We start from the raw sequence: 21749 nt of genomic DNA on the forward strand, positions 1-21749 counted from the left end.
CCGCCTCGCCCAAGAAAACGTCGATCCCCGCATCCCATGGCTTTACAACTTCAAACTTGACTTTCGCTTTCGCTAACCGTAGAGTCAAATTTTCTCCCCCTTATAAATCCTTGAATCTTGGGAGAGGGATAAAAAGCGACAATCTTAATGCAGGTTGGTATAAGCCCCCTCACCCTAATCCTCTCCCAAAGGGCGAGGGGACAATTACAAATGTCATAGAGTAATAATGTATAGAGAGCCGTAGGCAGTCGTTGGGAGCGTCGACGCGGCGCTCTCTATCCCTTATTCGTTGAAATATTGGCTCCAATCCATCACGGCTGTGGGATTTCCAATGGCGTAGAGCGTACTGTCATAGGAAGTGATGTAGAGCGTCCCATCCTTGGCCACGACGGGGGAAGAAGCGATATTCGACTTCGTCGCGAAGCGCCATAATTCATTCCCCGCCGGACTCAATGCGAAAAGAACGCCGTCGCTGTCGCCGATGTAAATCGTCCCGTTGCCATCGACGCTCGGCGAGCTGAAGACATAGGCGCCGCTGGTTTGAAAGGTCCATTTCTTGGCGCCATTTTCCGGATCGACGGCGTACAATCCTCCGTCCAGGCAGCCGATATATACGGTTCCGTCTTTTCCGATCGCCGGAGAGGAGATGGTCCCTTTGGGAAGCAGCGTTCGAAACGTCCGATTGCCGGTCGATAAATTGACGGCGAAAAGCGCGCCGTTGGAGGAGAGGCAAGCGCCAACGTATAGCTGCTGGCGGACGGAATCGATAGCGGGGGAAGAGATGATGCGCGCCGGGCTGCTTTGCAGGTCTTCGCTGAGCGTCCATACGCGGCTGGAGGAATTCGGCATAAATTTCATCACGCCCAGTTTTACGTTTCGCGAGTCGGGATCGTTAGCCGCCAGATAAGCGTTTCCGTCTTCGTCCAGCGCGGGTGAGGAGGAGATAAGGCCTTCAAGAGCGGCTTTCCATCGCGTGGTTCCATCGGAGCGAATGGCGTAGAATTGCTCGTTCCAGGACGCGATGTAGGATTGCCCATCGGAATCGATAACGGGCGAGGAAACGATGCGGCGCTCCGTTCCCGTAAACGAAAGGCTCCATTTTAACTTTCCATCCCCGCCGACGGCGTAATATTTCCCGGCGAGATCGCCGAAAAGAATCGCGCCGTCCGGGGCGATGGCGGGAGTTCCAAAGATGGAGTCGCTGGCCTGAAATATCCACATCATGGCGCCGTCCGGCATCAGGGCGTAGAGTTTTCCATCCGTTGCGGCGAGATAGATGGTTCCGTCCGCCGCGATGACGGGTGAGGCGGAAAGCGAGGCGTCCGCCTGGAATTGCCATACTATTTGCGGGGATTTCGGTCCTGCGTTTTCCGTGGCGCCGGTGCGTTGGTTATTGTAATGAAACGTAGGCGCGGCTTCCTCGCTCCCCGCCGTTCCCGCCGTAAAAACGATGGCGAATAGTAAGATGAAAATCTTCCTCATGCTGCTTCTCCCTTTATAGGTCACCGGTTTTTCTTGCCGGGCAGGTAGTTGTAACGCGCTTCCTTGACGCTTAATCCGACGACGTCGATTTCGTTCAGGTTATTGGATCCCAGCCCTTGCTCCGCCGCCAGACGCAGAGTGTTGGCGGCGTTGTAAAAGGGCTTGGAGAAATCTTCCGCCAGAGGATCGAATCCCATAATGGCAGCGCCGACGGCGTCGACGGCGACGCAATTTTGCCCGGCGATGAGCACATGGGGAACGGCGAAGCCGATCTGGGCGCCGTTCCATGCGCCCTCGCCGCCCATCTGCGCCGTAATGCCGTCGATAATGGCCAGATCGATTGGGCGGGCGCGGTTGAGGTCGACGACGATGCGAGGAATGCGGTAGCCTGGATCGTTCGATGCGACGGGCAGGATTTCTCCATCCGCCGCCGGACGCGTTTTGCCATTGTGAAACATATTGCGAATCGTCGTGGCTTGTTCGTTGCCGGGATCGCCGTAAATGGCGTTGGGGGCGATGCCGAAGAGATTTTTCATGGTCAGAGTGATTCCGGCGATGTCGTGATTTTTCATCTTGGCGATGGAGACGAAAACGTCCGTATCGTAATAGCGATGATTGAGATCGAACGATTTGTAGAAGTACGCGCCGTCGCCGACGGGCATAGTCATATAGCGGGAGCCGGTTCCCTTATTGCGGGTGTTTTCCCATTCCAGATTCTGGATCATGGATTCGAAGAGGGCGACGTCGTAATACTGGCGGTTGAAGGATTCGCGTGTTTCGTCGTTGGTAGGATTGCTTTCGCAGATTACGATGCGGCGGGCGCCGTAATCCTGAAACAAGGCGCAGGCGGCCAAGACGACGATGGGATGAGTGTAGACCGTTTCCACCGTGGACAGCGTATAGACGCCAGCTGAGCGGTAAGAGGTTAGATTGACCTTGATGGCGACGGTTTTTCCCTTCACCAGCGATGCTGCGCCGCCGATCCAATCGAAGAGGCGGGAGAGCGAATTTTTAACCTCTGCGAAATCGTAGCGGCGGCAACGGTCGACGCCCACGATGGGATAGACGTCGATTTGGGTATTCGACGCCGTCAGTACGCTTCTTTCGCCCGCCGCCACAATGCCAATCGATGTGGCTTTTAAAAAATTTCGCCGTGAGCATGTTTGCGTCTTTCTCATGATGCATCCCTTGAATCATTCTATAGATTCTTTATTTCCCGCTTATCAAGATACTTTTTTTTCTCGCAAGTCGAAAGAATTAATCAAAGGCGAAAACCTTGCCCTCGGCGCCCGTAAAAAGAATATGATCTTAAGATAACATAGTATTAAAAATTAGTCATAAAATGTCATACATAGGTTCCTTCGACGATATGATTATTCCGGTTTGCCGAAATTCAATCTATTGATTTTCTGCTTTCGGTCTGATTGCGTCCATGGACCGAAAACGCCGAGCCGCATCTTATTTCTTCTTCACATATCGAATAAAATGAAATGCGCGATTTTAAGCTCGCTTAGAATATGATTTTATAAGGAAAGGATTTCGTCATGAAAAAAGCCGCCATAGTGCTCATGGGAATTTGTTTCGTTGCACCATTGTTCTTGCAAGCGGAGGAAATGGCTATTCCCCCCAAAGCCCATCCCGACTGCGCCAGCTGGCAGGATTTATTCAAAGCGGATCTCTCCAACGCTTTGTTTCCGAAAGGAATCTGGACGGTCGAAGACGGCGTTCTCACGGCCAGCAAGGACGAAGCGATTTGGAGCGATAAGGACTATAGCAATTTTATCCTTGATTTGGAATTTAAAACCGCCGATGGAACCAATAGCGGCGTGATCGTCTATTGCAGCGACATGAAAAACTGGATTCCCAATTCCGTAGAAATTCAGATCGCCGACGATTTTTCGAAGGAATGGTCCAGCCAACCCAAGACTTGGCAATGCGCCGCCATCTTCGGACATTTGGCCGCCAAGAAAAGCCTGGTCAAAAAGCCCGGCGAATGGAACCGGATGACGATTACTTGCAAAGGGCCGATGATCTATGTCATGCTGAACGGGGAAATGGCGACGGAAATGGATATGAGACTATGGAAGGACGCCAAGAAAAATCCCGACGGCAGCGAAATCCCCGCCTGGTTGAGCACGCCCTTCGCCAAACTCCCCACGAAAGGCCGGATTGGCTTGCAAGGCAAACACGCAGGCGCGCCGATCTATTTCCGGAATATCAAAATTAAGACGTTTTAATATTGAACCATTGCAACGATTTAGCCTTATGAAGAATGAGTTCTGTTTTAAAAGATAATCCGCGAGTTACTTGTATTTCTCCCCCATGTTTTGAGATTAAGAGGAGGGCGTCGTTACAACGCATCAACCCTACGCTTAATCTCTCCCCAATTTTGGGGAGGAAATCTTGTTCATTCGGCTGAACGCCAACGAAAATAGTAAAGGAAAAGATGATGACGCGAAAAGGAATCGTAATTTTTCTATTTGCGAGTTTAGTTTTCGCCGTTGCGCACTTTGCGGCGGCGTACCCTTCGCTTCCCGATACGCAATGGCTGCTGTGGTACGATCAGCCGCTGCCGCTGGATAAATGGGATAACGCCCTGCCCGTCGGAAACGGACGCCTCGGCGCCATGTTGTTCGGCGGCGTGGATCGGGAGCGCATCCAACTCAATGAGGATACGCTTTGGGATGGATATCCACGCGACCGCATCAACCCGGAAGCGATCAAAGCCTTGCCTGAAGTACGACGGCTGCTTTTCGAGGGGAAGAATAAGGAAGCGCAGGAAAAGGCGCAGGCGTTGATGGGCGTCCCCGAAAGGATCAAATCCTATCAGTCGCTTGGCGATTTATGGATCGAGACGCTTCATGCGCCGAATTATCAAAATTACCGCCGCTATCTCGATCTGGAAAACGGCGTGGCGGGAATTTCTTATCAAGCGGATGGCGTCGCCTACAGCCGCACGCTTTTCGCTTCGGTTCCGCATCAAGTCATCGTAATCCATTTCACGGCGGATCAACCAGGAAAAATCAGCGCTCGCTTCACGTTGAAACGCCAGCAGGATTTCGTCTGTCTCAGCGGAGCGCCCGACCGGCTGCATCTGCGCGGGCAGATTACGGCTATTCATCATGAAACCGGCGAGAATGTGGGGATGAAATACGAAGCCCGTTTGCAAGCGTTTCCCAAAGGCGGAACTGTGCAGAGCATCGGCGGCGTATTGACGGTGGAAGACGCCGACGAATTGATCGTCCTCATCGCCGCCGATACTAACTATCGCGGCGCCGATCCCGAAAAATCTTGCCGCCAGGCGCTGGAAGCCGTGAAGAGCATTCCCTATGAAGTCCTTTTCGATAACAGCGTTTCCGAACATCAATCCCTATTCAACCGCGTCGATCTCGATCTTGGCGACAGCCCCAATCCCGATAAGCCGACCGACCAGCGCTTGGCTGCGATCAAACAAGGCGCGGACGATCCCCAATTCGCCGCTTTGTATTTCCAATACGGACGCTACCTGATGATGGGCAGTTCGCGCCTCGGCTGCATGCCCGCCAATCTGCAAGGATTATGGAATCCTTATATGGACGCGCCTTGGAGCAGCGATTATCACACAAACATCAATCTGCAAATGAATTATTGGATCGCCGAAGTTGGCAATTTGCCGGAATGCCATCTCCCCTTGTTCGACTATATGGAATCGCTGGTGGATTCTGGTTCCCGTACGGCCAAGGAGGAATACGGCTGCCGGGGCTGGGTGGTGCATCACCTATCCGACGTTTGGGGATTTACCACGCCCGCCGACGGCATCTGGGGCGTCTGGCCCGTAGGCGCGGCGTGGCTGTGCCAGCATCCCTACGAGCATTATCTCTTCACTGGCGACAAGAACTTTCTTTTCTACCACGGCTATCCCCTGATGCGGGGAGCGGCTCGTTTTCTTCTCGATTTTTTAGTTGAAGATCCGCAAGGGCGACTAGTCACCAATCCCTCCCATTCGCCGGAAAATAGTTTCCGCAAGGGCGATGGAAGCAGATCCATGTTTACTTATGGATCGACAATGGATTTGGAAATCATCCACGATCTTTTTACCAATTGCGTCGATGCCTCGAAAATACTCGGCGTCGATGAGGATTTCCGCGCCGAGTTGGAGTCGGCCTTGAAACGCCTGGCGCCGCTGCAGATCAGCTCCAAAACCGGGCGCTTGCAGGAATGGATCGAGGATTACGACGAACCCGAACCGGGCCACCGCCATATGTCCCACCTCTTCGGCTTGCATCCGGGACATTCCATTACTTTGCGGGGAACGCCGGATTTGGCGCAAGCGGCGCACAAATCGCTGGATTTTCGCTTATCCCACGGCGGCGGGCATACGGGCTGGAGCCGGGCGTGGATCGTCAACTTCTGGGCGCGGTTCGAAGAAGCGGAAAAAGCCTATGAGAACCTTCAAGCGCTCTTCGCCAAATGCACCAATCCCAATTTGTTCGATATGCACCCGCCGTTTCAAATCGACGGCAACTTCGGTGGCGCAGCGGGCATCGCAGAAATGCTGCTGCAAAGCCATGACGGCGAGATCAGCCTTCTCCCCGCATTGCCCAAGGCTTGGAACACTGGCTCTTTCCGCGGACTCAAAGCCAGAGGGGCTTATACCGTGGCGGCGCGTTGGAATGAAGGTCGCCTTGTCGAAGCGGATGTGAGCGCCGCACAGGAAGGAACTTGCAAACTGCGTCTGTCCAAAAGCCAGGCCGTTGAAAAGATTCGTTCGGAAGATCAAGACGTTCCTTTCGAGAATACCAAAGATCCTTCCGTCTTCGAATTTCAAGTTCTTGCGGATAAGAAATACAACGTTCGCGTGAAATGACAATGAGCAATATGAAAATGATTTTTCGATTTTTTGTAACCGTAATCGCCGTCTGCCTCGGCTCATTTTGCGCCGGGGCGGACGGGATGAAAGTCCCCATTATTTATTCCACCGATCTCTATCATCCCCACGACGATCCCGACGATCATTTCGATTTGGCGACGCTGTTCGCTATGCCCGAATTCGACATTCGCGCTATTCTTATCGATCTGCGGAAGGAAGCGGCGGATCGCCCCGGCGTAATACCCTTGAAGCAACTTATGCGCCTGACTGGCCGGGATATCTCATATTCGACGGGTTTGACGGGGAAATTGCTTTCGCCGCAAGACAAGGGCGAGAGGCAGCCTGCCGCCGAACAGGGCGGCGTTCAATTGATTCTTGAAACGCTGCGCCAATCGGCTGAACCGATGACGATCTTCACCACCGGCAGCCTGCGCGACGTCGCCGCCGCTTTCAATCGCGAACCGCAATTGTTTGCGGAAAAAGTGTCCCGCCTCTATATCAACATCGGCCATTCCGGCGGCGATAAGGAATGGAATGTGGAACTCGATCCCCACGCCTATGTCTGCATTATGCGCAGCTCTCTGGATGTATATTGGCTGCCCTGCTTCGGCGGCGATTATTCTTCCTATTGGAAATTCCAACAAGGCCAAGTTCTGGATTCCATTTCTTTGGCGTTGCAAAATTACTTTGTGTATGCGTTGACGAAAATGCCGCCGGATCGGCTTGATCCCCTGGACGCGCTTGCTCGCCCTGTTTCTCAGGAAAACAAAGACCTCTTTTGGCCTCAGGAAAGAAACATGTGGTGCACGGCGGGATTTCTTCATGCGGCGGGAAGAAAATACAAGCATTTCACCTTCGAATCGATTCCCGTCTATATCGAAGATAATGGTCGAACCACGATTCGTTGGGATTGCGGCGGGCAGCGGATCATGACGATCCACCATTCCGATTTCAACGCATATCAAGACGAAATGCGCGAGTGGCTGCGCATTCTCTTCGCCGAATTTCCGATGAAGCCATAAGGCGTTCATTTAGCGATTGCCAGTTTCGAACGGTTGATAAATAACCTTCTTGAAAAGTTTGATCGTCCTCTCTTTCGGAAGAATCAATACTCGCCGGTAGTAATTGCCCAGGACGTCCAATTTCGTATATTGAATGCGTCTTTTCGCCAATTCGTCCTCTGTTTCTTGTAAGACATGTTTGCAGAAATCCGATCCGCCGATCAGGTAATATTCGAACGTCCCGAACTTGGATAAAACCTGCTGATAATAATCCAAAACCTGCCAGGCTAAATTGTATTTTCCCATCTGGGTAACATGCCCTACTACATGGGAAAGTCCCGCCGCATTTCTTGATAATGAGAAAATGATAATGGATACGCAACTTCCGAGGTATGTAAGTTGAGTATGCGCGCCGAAACTGATTTGGCCTTGGCAAATCATTTCATCCCCGTCGAGATGCTCTTGCGTTTCAATGAATTGGATGATTTTCGGGTTCCTCCTTGATCGGTTCGCGATGAGGATTGTTCACATTTGCTTCTTGGATAATTTCGCTGTTTTGCAGTACGACTTTCTGAAAACTATCCGAGATGGAGCGCCAATCCATGATGTCCACAATGAAAGGCAAATTGGATTCGGAAAAGGCGTCTTTCAAATCTTCCAGGATTTGCGGATCGAGCGGTTTGTCGGCATGTATTGCCAAATCCAAATCGGAATATTTCACTGCCGTTCCCTCCACCCGCGAGCCGAAGGCTAAAACTTCGCAGCTGGGAACTCGTTCGCGTAAGATTTTTTTTACTTCCTCGAGATAGGATGCATCCAAATCAATCATTATGATGTTCCAATTTCTGCAGTAAATCAGCGGCGTCGCGAATGAACGATCGCGCCGTTTCATAAACCAAAGCGGCCGTATCTTCGTCGTACGTATGGGAGGTGATATTGCGCGCGTCTCCGTAGCGAAACCAAGCCACAGGATCGTCGATCAAACCGTAACGAGCCGCGAGGCGGAACAACTCTTTGCGCGTTCGCGGGTGATCCGCATCTTCGGGCGTTTTGTTGAGTCGAATCCATCGCTGGATGAATTTCCAGCATAATTCAAAAGTAAATTCGAAATTCTGTATGGCTCCCGCTCGAATGGCGTTTTGCGTAATCTCGTCGAGCGTTTCCATCAACGTTTCATCTTCGGAGCGTTCAAGCGTCTGTTCCATAGAGGCGACTGCATTTTTCAAACTGCTTAAATCTAGCGCCATGATTATTCAAAATATCCTTAAAGTAAGATAAAAGCATTTAGAGGATTCAGAAATCGTAGGATGGGTCATGACGTTTGACCCATCCATTACTCCGTTCATTAAATATCCGATGCGTAGATTACATATGGCGGGCTACGCTTCGCTTTGAGCCCACCCTACGCAACTCGTAGTAAAAACTTATGGCTTCCACTCGCGCATCCCGCCTATCGTTAGCATACCGTGATCCTTGTCGATTTTGCCAATAGTATCCATCGCCCATTGATAATTGCCGTCTGGTTGGCCAATGAACTGTACTCGCGTCGGCCAAACCAGCGCCGCCGTTTGCGGCAGGTCCGTAATCCGCAGGCAGTTTAACATTTCGGTGGCTTCTCCCCGTCCGTCGGGAGAACCTTCGGCATCCTGCGTGGGGGGCGGATCTTTTAAAAGCAGCGTATGAACCTTGCCGTCGAGCAGAGCGGCGTAAAGCGCAATCGCCGCCATTTCTCCCCGCGCCGCAATGGCGATTTTGTCATCCGGCGCCAGGCCGAGTTGCCGGATGGCGTCCAAGCAGCGCAAAACGTCATATACCCGCATGGAAGCGACGGTGCGCCCCGTCCAGGCGGAGGCGCGGCGCACGTGCCATTGCAACTCCGGCCCCCAGGACGTTTCCCCAATTCCCCGCGCCGCGAAATAGGCTTGGTTCCAACTCGAGGGCAGGCCGGAAACGAAGCCTTCCGTCTCCCATCGCTTCTCTTCTGGATTGCGCAAGGCGAGCACGAGCGGCTTTTTCTCGTCCGGATCGCCCGACCAACGCCAATCAAGATTCAAGCGGAATCCTTCTTCCGAAACGAACGAATAGACTCGTTGGCCGCCATTGCCATCAAGATCGCGGAATTCCCAACGCAAATCCAAATCGGGAGGATTGGCTGGAAACGCACGGAAGGTTTCCTTCTTAAGAAAATCGATGACATTGTTTTTATGTCTCAATAGTTCCTCGCGATTTTGCAAGGATGGCGCCTCAGCCATTTTTTGAAAGGAATGATCGATGGTTATCGTGCGGTCGTCGGCGGGAGCGCCATTGACGTAAACGCGCAAATCGTCCTCCGAAAGTTGCGATTCGGGCGCTTCGTCGATATCTCCCACTTTTTCCGGCGGGATTTCTTTACCCATGAGATGTTGGATGAAGAAGGAAAAAATCTTTGTGCGGGAAATTTCATGATACGAATGGCCGCCCGGCGTTTCCACCAACTTGAGACGATCCTCAGCCCCATAGAGATCGTAGATTTTCTTGATGTATTCATACGATTGCCGCACGGATTCGATGGTATTGAGGCCGTCGCGGTCTGCGGAGGCGATCATTAAAGGACGCGGGGCGATCAGCGCGCCGACGTCATGGAAATCGCGCAGATAAGTATTGATCGGCGTCATGCAATCGCAATGGCCGTCGATAGTGCGTCCGTGGATATGGCTCTCCACGGTGCTGGTTCCGCAAACAGGGGCGGCGACTTTGATGCGGGGATCGCCCGCGGCGATGTACCAACTATAAGCTCCGCCGCCGGATATGCCCGTGACGCCCAAGCGTTCGGGATCGACTTCCTTGAGGGAACAGAGCAGGTCTAATCCTCTGACGCCGTTCCATAACTCCACGCCGCCGGGCGTATAACCTCGGCTGTACCAGTTGAAGCGCCCTTCCGAGTAGCATCCCCAATGATGGCCCAGTACTTCCCCCCATTGGATAGTTTCCACAATCAGGCAAACGAAGCCCAATTGCGCAAAACGGCGGGGGAACGGCTGATAATGAACTTTTTGCGTCCGCGAATGCCCGCAAACGTAAAGCACGCCCGGCGCAGGAGTTTTCAGGTTGTCGGGAATGTAGAGATTGGCAGGGACGTAGAGCTGCGGCAGCGATTCGTAATAGAGTTTAACGATTTTAAATCCGTCTTTCTGAATCGTCCCTACGATTTTCGTATTAAGAGGCGGGCGTTCGCCTTTCATAGGAACATCCGTGAGACTCATCATCTCCAAAAATTCCCGGTAACGCGATTCGCGAACTTTGTTCCAATCCTCAAAACTGACAATCCCATCCAATGAGTGATGGGTGACGGCGCTCGCCGCCCGCTGCAAGTAATTGCGAATATTGTTGCTTTGATCCAGGGATGGGTTAGTCTCGATTTCCATACTAACGGCTCCGAAACAGAGGGTGAATAAAAAGAAGAGGGATATAAGCAATGTTTTCATAGTCTTGCCTCGTTAACTCGTAATGGTTATTAACTCATGTTACGCACAATGGATAATTGAAGGAATCTCTTTCTCTCGTCGATAGAATCACGAAAACACGAAATGAAAAGAAAAACACGAAATAAAGAAAAGAAAAACAGTAGGCTCAATGAATCGCGCTCTACGAAAGATTTTTCCATGAAATCCAAAAGAATCCGAAAAATCCGCGATTCAAAAACGCAACAAAAAAATAAATTCATGCGCTGTGTTGGATAGGCTGCTCCAATCTGCGGGCGAGACGCCCGCTCTCCCAGGCTGCGGAACATCAGTTATTATTTCTTTTTTTCTGTAGAGCCAATCCAAAATCTCTTTTTCAAGCCCGAATGAAAATCGAATTATCGTAGTACATTTGCCCATTATTTTCCATAGAAATAATGATCGAAGGAAAAATTTGCAAGAAATGGCTTCTCCCCTTTGTAAAATTCCGTAATTTCGTTTAGTTTAGTGCAATTGGTTTGGAATCTTGCCAGGTTTCGGCTCCGGATGAATTGTTGGGGAGTAAACCAAACGGATAGACCTGGGAGAATCTACGAAAAACTTGTATTGGCGAGGTACGATCATGCTGCATCGAAAAATCATGCTTACCGAAGACGAAATGCCGACAAAGTGGCTCAACTTGGTTCCTTATCTTAAAAATCCCCCCGCTCCATATTTGAATCCTCAAACCTGGGAACCGGCTAAACCAGAAGAGTTGGCGGTGATCTTCCCGATGGGGCTGTTGCAACAGGAAATGTGCCCTGATCCCTGGGTCGATATCCCCGAGGCGATCCTGGACGTTTTAACGCTTTGGCGGCCGACGCCGATGGTCCGAGCCTATTCCTTGGAAAAAGCCCTGAAGACGCCCGCGAAGATTTATTACAAGAACGAATCCGTCAGCCCTCCGGGAAGCCATAAACCCAATACGGCCGTGGCGCAAGCCTATTACAATAAAGTGGCGGGTATGAAGCGCCTCTCCACCGAAACCGGGGCGGGACAATGGGGCAGCGCTCTTTCCTTCGCTTGCAAGTTGTTCGATTTGGAATGCACCGTCTATATGGTGAAGGTCAGTTACAATCAAAAGCCTTACCGCCGTTCCATGATTCACACCTGGGGCGCGGAAGTCTATCCCAGCCCCAGCGACCGCACCAACGCCGGGCGCTCCATCCTCGCCAAGGACCCCGATACGCCGGGCAGCCTGGGCATCGCCATCAGCGAAGCCGTCGAAGACGCAGCGACGCACGACGACACGAATTATTCTTTAGGCAGCGTGCTCAATCACGTTCTACTTCATCAAACCATCATCGGGTTGGAATCGAAGAAACAGATGGATAAGGTGGAAGACAGCCCCGACGTCGTCATTGGCTGCGTCGGAGGCGGCAGCAACTTCGCCGGTCTCGCTTTCCCCTACGTCGTCGATAAAGCGAACGGTAAGGATATCAAGATCATCGGCGTTGAACCGACGGCCTGCCCCACCATGACCAAGGGCAAACTCACCTACGACTTCGGCGATACGGCCAAAATGACGCCCCTCATTCGTATGCACACGCTGGGACACGATTTCATTCCCCCCGGAATCCATGCGGGCGGCTTGCGCTATCACGGCGTCGCTCCCCTCGTTTCTTGCGCCATTGAAGAAGGGCTTATTGAAGCGCGCGCCGTCGTTCAAACCTCCATCTTCAAGGCCGCCGTTCTCTTCGCCCAGACGGAGGGGATCATTCCTGCGCCTGAAACTTCTCACGCCATCGCCGCCGTTGTCGAAGAAGCACTGAAGGCCAAGGAAGAAGGAAAAGAAAAAACGATTCTCTTCAATCTTTCCGGCCATGGCCATTTCGATATGAGCGCCTACGACAATTATCTGGCGGGCAATTTAGTGGATTACGAATATCCGGCGGAAAAAGTTGAAGAAGCGCTTGCCAATCTGCCCAAAGTCGGTTGAAGAACGAGGCTTCTATAGGATTTTTCAAGAGACCGCATGAATGCCGTGCGGTCTCTTGTTTTTTAAAAGCGAGTTATAATCGATGCTCTTGCAAAAAGGATAAAGTCTACGCTTTAATTCTCCCCCCAAGTTTGGGGGGAGTTAGAGGAGGGGGGTTGATTTTATTAGGCTTAAGATAACCCTCTCCTAACCTCCCCCACGCTTGGGGTAGGAATAATGGAGTTTTGCAAGAGGCTCAATCGAGCCAAAATAATTATTTGCTTGCAATTGTTTTTTCGTTTTGTATAATTCTCTTGCAGAATGAAAGGTCAACAAGAGAGATGATATAAAATATTTTTTTTTGATTGTATGACTCGAATCGATTCATCCGAGGGCGATGAATGAAAGATACTATACAAGAGCAAGCGCGGGAAGAAATTCGAAAAGCGCTGGTCAAAGAATATGTTCGCCAACATCCCGATGTGAAAGAGCAGGATGTGCTCTTGGCTTGCATTGAGGGCAAACTCGTTTTCACTCACATCGCCGCCGCTTTGTCCGATATGAAAATCCGCAAGAATTTCATGCAATCGCTTTATGAAGCCAAAGGCCTATTCGCCGACCTGGCCATCCATCAAGACGAACGCTGGCAGGATTGCATCGCCTCCACGCAGCATTCCAAAATGATGATCGACTGCTTGTATTCCTCTCACTTTCGTTATTTCCAGGAAGCGCAATGGAACGAACAGCATAATTTTCTCCGCAGTCAAGAGGAGGTATGCGCCAACAAAACCGTCATGCTCCACCACGCCGCCGAGCGTCTCGGCCGTATGAAAGTGAGCGGAATGAGAGATAATCAATCCCAGGTAAGGTCTCTCGCCATTGTTTATTTGAAATTGGTTATCGATCAATTGAAAGTACTGCACGATGTTTTTCAACGCGAAGTCGAAGTGGGCGATATTTTTGGTGAACAATCGGCCAAACTCATCGATGCGGCGTTTCGAAAAATTCATAAAAAGGCGGAACAGACCGATTTAGCGAATATCGCAACCCTTTACCGCGCTTTGAAAGGCGATAGAAAAATTACGATCGATCGCGTGATCGATTTGAACGAGGATATGCTTCACGAAACGAAAAACACACTGACTCGCGCCATTGATGATTTGAAAAAAGATTTAGTGGTCCGCCGCGAGCAATTCGAACAAATCTGGGCGACGATGAGCGCAATGCAGAACGTCGTTAAAAATCTGGAAGAGATTCAAAAACTCGATGAAGAAGGCAAACTTCCTCCTCCCGACATCATTGAGGCCGACGGATATCAACCTGTAAGAATGATGCGGTTCTTGGATAAATTTAAACGTTGGAATTAAAACCAATTTTTATTGAGATTGTAACTTATAATTCCCTCGCCCTCTGGGAGAAGGTTAGGATTAGGGAATAATAAGTCCAATAATATCAACCCTCACCTAACCTCTCCCAATCTTGGGAGAGGGATTTTAAATGCGATCTATTCGAGGATGATTGGTATTATTCCGCCATCGCTTCGATGCGGGGAACCGACGCGATCGCCAGGCAATGCTTGACGGCGTTGTAGATTTGCTGCGGGCTGGAATCGCTCTGAATCGTAAAGGAGACGCCTTGTGCCGTCGCGTCCATGGATCGCAACGGCGTTCCATTGCGGGCTAGAAACAGCACTTTGCTCTTGGGACGCGCCCGCTTGATGACCGACAAGGGCTTCAATCCATGATAGGCGGGCATGCGCTCGTCGTAAATCAACAAATCGGGATTTTTCGCCAAGGCGTTGCCAATGGCTTCTTTCGGCGTGGAATCGTGAAACAAGACGGCCCCATGAGCCGCCAGACTTTTTTGTACGTTTTCGGCGACGGTTCCGTCATCGGTCATCAGGAAGATTTTTTTGCCGTTCAAGACGCCGTTGGTATTCATGGAATCCTCTCCTGTTTCAGGCATCGCTTATCGTTTTTCGCGGTCATAGCCTCTACTTCTATAGTATCGCAGGGGAGGGAAAGCGTCTAAAAGCCGTTTTTTTATATATTGTCCTCCTCGTTTATAATTTCAAATCCGCATAGTACCGTTTCGTTTTGGGGATTGGGGCCGCCCGGCGCCAGTTCGATCGAAAAATCCTTATCGGCGGTGATATTCTTAAACTCTTTCGCGATTCCCCATCGGGATGAACCAGCTTCCTTCGCAATGTCGAAATCGGTGAGAACCCGCTTTCCTTGAATCGATACGTTCATGATTCTCTCGCCAGGCGCCAAATCGTCGGGCTCCATAAAGATTAAACGCACGGCGTAATTCCGCGGCGGTTGAGGTTTTTCCGTCAACGTCAAAACAATTCGCCGCAATCCCTTCGCTCCCGACGCGGCCACCCAACGCAGATCGCCTCCTTGAAGACGAGAGGAATGATGTTGAAACCATTCGGGATTTTTCGGCTCCGTTCGTATCTTGATCTTGAGACTCGGCCCGCCGACGAAAGGATATTCCAGCCATAATACGCCGTCATCCGCCCGGCGGTCTCCCGGCGCGCCGAAATTGACGCCCAGGCGCCGTATCGGCGCGTCTCCCAGCTCGAAGGAATTGAATGTCCAGTATTCTACGCCAGGATCGCGAATCATGGCCAGCGAGGTCTGGTTCTGATAACTGCACGTGCAAGTGCGCGTATAATCCGGAGCGTTAAGAACGCCGTTGGCGGCGACGAGATTGGAAGTGCAACTGGATTTGAATCCACCCAGATTCCCAGTTCCGCCGTCTCTCATCAAATCGTAAAAGCCGGCGGCGGCGGAGCGGAACGTTAACAGGTTTTCGCAGGCGATGGGATAGTTGCAGCCATAATTGCGGCGCAGCATCCAAGATGTTACCTCTCCCGTCAACGGATTCTTCGCTTGCTTGCGCTTTCCGGAAAGGAGACTGTAGGCGGTTCCGTCCGTGATGATGTCGTCGCTGTGCAGAATGCACGGGCCGCTAAAAACGGCGTTGTTGCTCCATAGGAATTGCCCGTCCGCGCCGCGATAGGCCGTCATCCCTTCGCTCGACTCGTCCGCCAGCGAATCCCGCGATTTGCGGCCCGATTGCAGCAGGATGTCGCGCTCTTCCGAATAACTTAGCCAGGTTCCGTCGATATTCTCCGTCAAACTCCAGAGGATATTTCCGTTTCGGATATCAAAGGCCAATAACCGTGACGTTGCCGGTATCCGCCTGCCTCTTCTCTTCAAGGCGGCGGAGACGTTTTCCGGCATTTTATCGATGCAGAACAATTTATCGTTCCCAGCAGCGATGGCGTTGTGCCGCAATCCCAGGTTGGAATCGAAATTCCAAATCTTAGCCCCCGTATAGCGGTTCATGACGATCAATCGCTTGCTGGAGGAGATGTCGAAATTGAAAAAAGGTTTTTTCTTGGCGGCTTCTTCGGATAAGGAGCCGAGATAATCCATGTAGCTGAGGGATTCAGCGCCCGCTATCAAGTAATCTTTATAAACGCCGATATATCCCCATTTCGGCGGCGATTTATCTGGAATTGGAAGATAAATCTCGCGCAAGGTCTCTCCCGTAACCGGATCCAACGCCAGGCAGCCGGTTCCATGAAGGATATAAACAGCGTCTGCCGCCGCTGCGTAATTCGTCCCCCGGGCGTTTGCGCCGGGTAGGTGAATCTGGTTGTAGTCCGTTTCGAGAGGAGTATCCTTATACGTCTCGTCGTAATAAACGCCGAAATTGTTCAATTGGGGAAGAAGGCGCTTCCATAACACCCGTCCCGTATAAACGTCGCGGGCGTTGAGCCGGTCGATGCCTTCAATGAACAATCGTCCGCCGATAACTTGCTCCGGCGGTCCGTGGCCGTGGCGCGGCAGGACGTCCATATTGGAGCTGCCGCCGAACCAAAGCAGCCCCAGCGGCGCTTCCACCAGCCGGTCGTCCGATTTCAAAGTGTTTGCAATGTCGCCGTATTGATGCGTCCAATCGGCGGCGCCGGGAAGCGCTCCGTCGCGTTGGAGCAATACGCAATTGTCCGATTCGACGATCTTGGCGTTGGGCAGCTGGCAGGATTGAATTCTATCGATGATTTTGGCGTGTTCTTCCTGAGAAGCCATAAAACAAAAAATCCCGCCATAGGGCCGAAGCGTGGAGTATATTTTATGCAGTAGATCCGGATTCTTTTCGGCTTCCAGCGCGTACGTCCCGTCCACTACAAATAGACTCGCCAGGTAGGGAGGAAGATTCAAAGTGAGCGGCGATCCCTCATAAACAGACAAATTTTTTCCATACAGGCCGGCTTTTACGAATTGTTCCCGCCATTGTTTCGCTTTTTCTTGATCCGGTTCGGCGAGAATAGCGCGCAAAGTAGAGTTCATCGCCAACGCCGCCGCCAATTCGCCATTTCCATAAACCAGGCAATATCCATCGCGAATAGCGCTCGCGTTCAAAATCGTCTTCGCTTTTTCATGGATGCTGTCCGCGATAGTTATAGGCAGCGGAGCGTAAGGATGGATTTTCGCTGTTTCCGCATTCTCCCCAAAAGCATAGAGGCGCCCTTCCAACGTGGCGACGAACAACTTGCCGTCCGCCGCAATCAGCCTCGCCGCCGTTCCATCGATTTTGGTTTGCCAAACGGTGGACGCTTTCCCGCCGTCGAGCCGGATAGCCGATACGATGTTTTTCCCTCCAGCGTATAAATAGTTTCCAGCTTTAATTAAATCGCCGCTGGCGTCGGCGGAATATTCCCAAAGTTTGGCAAATTCCGGCGTTTTCTTGATAACAATTTTGTCTTCTTCTTTGTCTTCGTCTTTGACGATTTGCTTGGTTTCGATAATGTTGATCTTATTCGGATCGAAGGCGGCGATGGTTTCCCCCATGCAATAGATCGCCTTGCGCGTTAGTACAGGAATCTTGCCGAATTCCTTGACCAGCATTTCGCCCGTCGTCAAATCGAAAGCGTTGACGGTCAGGTCTCTATGATAATTGAAAAATTGATCGCCCAAGGCGCAGACGAACGCTCCGCCGTTTCTTTGGTTTCTCGCCAAATGGTAATAAAGAAATTTACCCGTCTTCAAATCGAAACAAGCGGGAACCGACCGTCCGCAGGGAACCAGCAGTTTGTCTCCTGCGACAACCAGATTACCTTGCGGCGCGACGCCTGCAAAAGACGGGGAATTGTGCGGCTGATTGATAAACAGGAAACTGGAACTGTCGTTAACCCAAATCTCGCGGCCCGTCTCCGCGTTCAGCGCGTAGACGAATACGCCCATAAAAGGCCATATTCCAGCGGCGAAGTATACGATTCCGTCTTTCAACGCCGGTCCGCCCCGCGCCGGCCAAGTGGAAATCAACCGCTCGTTGCCGAGGATTTTGCGGTCATAGGGCGCGCCGTCGTACTTCCAGATCATTCTCCCATCCTCGGCGCCGAGGCAATAAAGGCGCCCGTCGTCGCTGACGAAATAAACCTTGCCGTTCCCGGCGGCGGCGGGGAAACGGACGGGGCCGTTCGCGTAAAACGTCCACTTTTCATCGCCGCTATCCGCGTCGAGCGCCGTCAGGCAGTCCCAGGCGTTGGAACCGACTAAGAGCGTTTTGCCGAGAACGATTGGCTCGTACACTTTATCGTATTGCATCAAATCCCGGTTGAGCGGATCGTCCCAAACCGGATCGAGAGGCGGGTAATCCCGCGTCCACAACAGCGAAAGCGATGCGGGGAGTTCCTGGGGAGAATCGGCGCTGCGGTTGGCGTCGAATCGCCAAGCGGGCCAATCGGCGCCGAATCCGAATAGGGGAATTCTCAAAACAAAAAAAGATAAAACAATCCCTCTCCAATAAGGTCGCGGCATTTCCGTCACCTTTTTCAGATTCGCTGGGTCATAGGTGGAATTTTATTTCAACAATATTAATGAAAAGTTAAGCCTTAATTCATAAAAGATGAAAGAAGTTTAATCGATAATGACGGGATGGGAACGTTTACGGGATTGGCGTTTTGCATGGTGCGGGATTCGGTGGAATTAATGGATATTGCTTTCCCCCAGCATCTCCTCGACGGCTTGCAAAATGTCCGTGTGGGAATAGGGTTTTAAGATTACGCGATTTACTCCCGCCTGGCGGGCTTGGCTTAACGTGTCTTTATGGGAAGAGGCCGTTACCAGCGCCACGGGAAGATTCGGTTTTTTTTTCTGCAAGTGGGCGTATAATTCCAAGCCGTCCATTCCCGGCAGCAAAAAATCGAGCAAGGCCATATCGGCGCGAATCGAATCGATGGCCTTCAGCATTTCCTCACCCGAATCGAAGGAGACGACGCTGTAGCCTTTGAACTCCAGCAAGTCCTGCAAATTGTCTCTCAACTCTTCTTCGTCGTCGACGATGACGATCGTATAGCGCGGCATAACACTCTCCTTATGGATTGGGCAAAGGCAGCGACAAGGCGAACGTGGTTCCCAATCCTTCCTGGCTTTCCACGGTTAGCGAGCCGCCGTGCATTTCCGTCAATTCCTTGGCGATGGACAACCCCAGCCCGCTGCCTTTGGCGGCTTTTTGCGATGCGGCGGTGCGGTAGAAGCGATCCCAGATTTTGGGAAGGTCCTTGGGGGCGATGCCGATGCCGCTATCCTTCACCGTCAAGACGGCCTTGCCGTCCAATTGTTGGAGCCGGACTTCCACGGCGCCGCCTTCGGGAGTGTACTTCATGGCGTTGCCCACCAGTTCTCCCGCGATGCGTTCGATTTTCCCGCCGTCGGCGAAGAGATAGCAGGCGTCGTTATCCAGTATAGGCGTCAAAGCGATTTTCTTTTGGGCGGCGGCGGTTTGATTTTCCTGCAAAATATGTTCGACGATTCCCCGCAGAGAGACGCGGCTTTTCTCCAACACCGCCCGGCCCGATTCGATGCGGGCCAGATCGAGAACGTCGTTCACCAGGTCTGTCAGCCGATCCACCGAACGGGTTGCGCGTTCCAGGATTTTTTTTTGCTTTTCGTTCAAATCGCCCGCGATGCCCAACGCGAGATTGTCCAAACTGCCCTTAATGGCGGTCAAGGGGGTGCGCAAATCGTGCGAAGCTTGGGAGACGAATGCGGATTTCATCCGGTCTAGTTCGCGCAGTTCCTCGTTGGCTTTGGCCAATTCCGCCGTCCGTTGTTCCACTCGATGTTCCAAATCGTCCGTCAACGCTTTCAGTTCTTTGATAGTTTGAGGATAATTGAGGATGGCGGCGAAAACGACGCGCAAGCATTCGAGAATGGCTACGATCGTAAAAAGATAAATATAAAACGACGATCGGTAGAAGATATTCCATACGCTGAGCGGAACTCCTACAAGAATAAAAATCCAAATGAGCCGGGGACGCGAGGTATAGAAGAGGCTATAGAAGAAATTCACCACCAAAATAGCGGCGATCGCCAGAGCGGAGGAATAATATTGAAAAACGAAACTGAAGAGGACGAATACAAACAGCAGCGAAATCAGGCCGCTTCTTTCGATGAATTTATCCAAGGCGCTCTCCGAATATAAGGGCTTGCGCTTCATCTTCATGGTTTATTGGCCTATTTCGGACAATAGCGTTTCAATGAAGCAAGGCGCGCTCAAATCCTGGAATCGGCCGGCGAACCGTCCGTTTCGAATGAATTTTTATCGAAGAGATTATAACCGTCAATCAACGTCTTGAATACATGAAAGGACAATTCCCCGTCTCTATTTTCCAAACTCCCGATGACGATATCCGCTTTTTTACCAATGGCGAGACTGCCGGTTTCGTTGATGCTTCCATCCAAAATCGCCTGATGGGTTGAGCATATCTTCGCCGCCTTTATGATGGCTTCATCTAAGGGCATGGCCCGATGATCGAACCAATGGCCGCGAATATCCTTAGTAAACAACGTTAGCAGATGGGCGAAAGCGCGGTCCATCGTCAACAAACTGCCGCAAAGAGTATGCGGCGGCGCGGGCGTTCTAGTTCCATCCGGTTGAAGGAAAGCCATCGTTCTGAGGCAGAGGTTCTCCCGATCGGCGCAGGCGATCGTGGAGCCGATGCGAAACTCGCCTTCGGGAATTTCTTCGGCGATGGGAAAACTGGCGTCGGTTACGGCGACGATTTTATCCAAACCCCATCGCTCTTCCATCCGTTTGAGGATGTCCATTAGGTAGCGTTCGTCGACGTGCAGCCGGTCGGGAATCAGTTCCTTGACGATGGGCAGCCCCAACGCTCCCTCGAAGGTTCCGCCGCCGCCGAAGGGCTTGAACGATTGCCCTATCGGGCCGTTGGTAAAATGAACCATGAATTGCAATCCATGACGTTCGAAGGCGCCGCGCAGCTGGTCGGCGTCCGCCTTCGTATGCCCCGCGCCGACCAATAGTCCCAACCTCCGAGCATGACGCATCATGGCCAGCGAGGCTTCGCCGTAATCTGGAACGATGTTGGCAATTCGCGCCGCGCCAGTCGCATGAATGTGGTTCAATGCCGCCAGGCAATCGTCCCGCGTGGGAATCAGGCAATACTCGGCGGGCTGAGCGCCTCGGCATTCGTCGTTGATGAAAGTTCCCTCGATATGGATTCCCAGCAGTTTCGCGCCGCATCGTCCATTTTCGGGATCGTCCATCCAGCATTTCGCGCCCCGGCAATAGGCTTCGATCTGCTCCAACGGTCCACCGAACGTCGCGAGGTAGACGCCCGTCGTCCCCCCTCGCGCCAGGGCTTGGCACGTAAAGCGGAAACGGCGCTTCATTTCCTCTTCCGTCTTCTCCAACGCGGAAAGCTGGCTGAAGACGTCGTGAATGTGTTGATCGCGAAAGCCGGGCAGAACGAACATTCTCCGCGCATCGATCCGTTCCCCATGGCCGCCGGGATCGCGCCGAACGATGGAATGAATAATTCCGTCTTCTATTAGAAGAAAATAGTTTTTAAGCAAACGCTCTTCGGCAATAATATGCCCTTGGATGATGCATCGCGTCATAATATTTTCAACGTATACAATAATTTGCAATGCTAAAAAAAAGATACGGCGAAATCCTAGCCTGTTTTTGCCGGGAATTAA

General features: G+C 51.7%; 16 protein-coding genes. 5 read left to right on the forward strand and 11 right to left on the reverse strand.

Going from position 1 to position 21749, the window contains the following annotated elements; all coding sequences use genetic code 11:
* Positions 1-282 precede the first annotated feature (282 nt).
* The gene (locus AB1656_27150) at positions 283-1482 is read right to left on the reverse strand and encodes a PQQ-binding-like beta-propeller repeat protein (GenBank protein MEW6239075.1); all 1200 of its coding nucleotides are present in this window, start codon (positions 1480-1482) and stop codon (positions 283-285) included.
* Between the two features lie 20 nt (positions 1483-1502).
* Complete coding sequence (locus AB1656_27155) at positions 1503-2660, reverse strand: DUF362 domain-containing protein (GenBank protein MEW6239076.1); 1158 nt, start codon at positions 2658-2660, stop codon at positions 1503-1505.
* A gap of 366 nt (positions 2661-3026) precedes the next feature.
* On the opposite strand from AB1656_27155, the gene AB1656_27160 reads away from it, so the two are divergent.
* The 3 genes from AB1656_27160 to AB1656_27170 all read left to right on the forward strand — a co-directional run bounded on the left by AB1656_27160 (position 3027) and on the right by AB1656_27170 (position 7353).
* Positions 3027-3719, forward strand: coding sequence for a DUF1080 domain-containing protein (locus AB1656_27160; GenBank protein ID MEW6239077.1), 693 nt, complete (start codon positions 3027-3029; stop codon positions 3717-3719).
* Positions 3720-3928: 209 nt separating this feature from the next.
* Positions 3929-6328 (forward strand): glycoside hydrolase family 95 protein, encoded by a 2400-nt coding sequence (locus AB1656_27165; GenBank protein ID MEW6239078.1) that lies wholly within the window; start codon positions 3929-3931, stop codon positions 6326-6328.
* A 17-nt stretch (positions 6329-6345) separates the two neighbouring features.
* Positions 6346-7353 (forward strand): nucleoside hydrolase, encoded by a 1008-nt coding sequence (locus AB1656_27170; GenBank protein MEW6239079.1) that lies wholly within the window; start codon positions 6346-6348, stop codon positions 7351-7353.
* 9 nt (positions 7354-7362) lie between these two features.
* Here AB1656_27170 and AB1656_27175 read toward each other — a convergent pair whose 3' ends face one another.
* The 4 genes from AB1656_27175 to AB1656_27190 all read right to left on the reverse strand — a co-directional run bounded on the left by AB1656_27175 (position 7363) and on the right by AB1656_27190 (position 10796).
* A complete protein-coding gene (locus AB1656_27175; GenBank protein MEW6239080.1) occupies positions 7363-7773 on the reverse strand; it encodes a hypothetical protein in 411 nt (136 codons plus the stop codon).
* A 28-nt stretch (positions 7774-7801) separates the two neighbouring features.
* On the reverse strand, positions 7802-8161 hold the full coding sequence (locus AB1656_27180) for a nucleotidyltransferase domain-containing protein (protein MEW6239081.1): 360 nt from the start codon (positions 8159-8161) through the stop codon (positions 7802-7804).
* Complete coding sequence (locus AB1656_27185; protein MEW6239082.1) at positions 8154-8579, reverse strand: nucleotidyltransferase substrate binding protein; 426 nt, start codon at positions 8577-8579, stop codon at positions 8154-8156. The genes AB1656_27180 and AB1656_27185 overlap by 8 nt, the downstream gene beginning before the upstream one ends.
* Positions 8580-8756: 177 nt before the next feature.
* Complete coding sequence (locus tag AB1656_27190; protein ID MEW6239083.1) at positions 8757-10796, reverse strand: acetylxylan esterase; 2040 nt, start codon at positions 10794-10796, stop codon at positions 8757-8759.
* Between the two features lie 601 nt (positions 10797-11397).
* Between AB1656_27190 and AB1656_27195 the strand changes: the two genes are divergently transcribed.
* A complete protein-coding gene (locus AB1656_27195) occupies positions 11398-12750 on the forward strand; it encodes a TrpB-like pyridoxal phosphate-dependent enzyme (protein ID MEW6239084.1) in 1353 nt (450 codons plus the stop codon).
* Positions 12751-13130: 380 nt separating this feature from the next.
* A complete protein-coding gene (locus AB1656_27200; protein ID MEW6239085.1) occupies positions 13131-14096 on the forward strand; it encodes a hypothetical protein in 966 nt (321 codons plus the stop codon).
* Positions 14097-14253: 157 nt separating this feature from the next.
* Here AB1656_27200 and AB1656_27205 read toward each other — a convergent pair whose 3' ends face one another.
* The 5 genes from AB1656_27205 to AB1656_27225 all read right to left on the reverse strand — a co-directional run bounded on the left by AB1656_27205 (position 14254) and on the right by AB1656_27225 (position 21668).
* Entirely contained in the window at positions 14254-14670 is a 417-nt protein-coding gene (locus AB1656_27205) for a response regulator (protein ID MEW6239086.1), read from the reverse strand.
* Between the two features lie 101 nt (positions 14671-14771).
* Entirely contained in the window at positions 14772-18563 is a 3792-nt protein-coding gene (locus AB1656_27210; GenBank protein MEW6239087.1) for a PQQ-binding-like beta-propeller repeat protein, read from the reverse strand.
* 168 nt (positions 18564-18731) lie between these two features.
* Positions 18732-19109 carry a response regulator gene (locus AB1656_27215; protein MEW6239088.1) on the reverse strand — a complete coding sequence of 126 codons (378 nt, stop codon included), beginning with the start codon at positions 19107-19109 and terminating at the stop codon, positions 18732-18734.
* A 10-nt stretch (positions 19110-19119) separates the two neighbouring features.
* Positions 19120-20211: a HAMP domain-containing sensor histidine kinase gene (locus tag AB1656_27220; protein ID MEW6239089.1), complete on the reverse strand. Its 1092-nt coding sequence runs from the start codon at positions 20209-20211 to the stop codon at positions 19120-19122.
* 89 nt (positions 20212-20300) lie between these two features.
* Entirely contained in the window at positions 20301-21668 is a 1368-nt protein-coding gene (locus AB1656_27225) for a hypothetical protein (GenBank protein MEW6239090.1), read from the reverse strand.
* Positions 21669-21749 lie beyond the last annotated feature (81 nt).

Source organism: Candidatus Omnitrophota bacterium (assembly GCA_040755155.1).
Lineage (GTDB): Bacteria > Hinthialibacterota > Hinthialibacteria > Hinthialibacterales > Hinthialibacteraceae > JBFMBP01.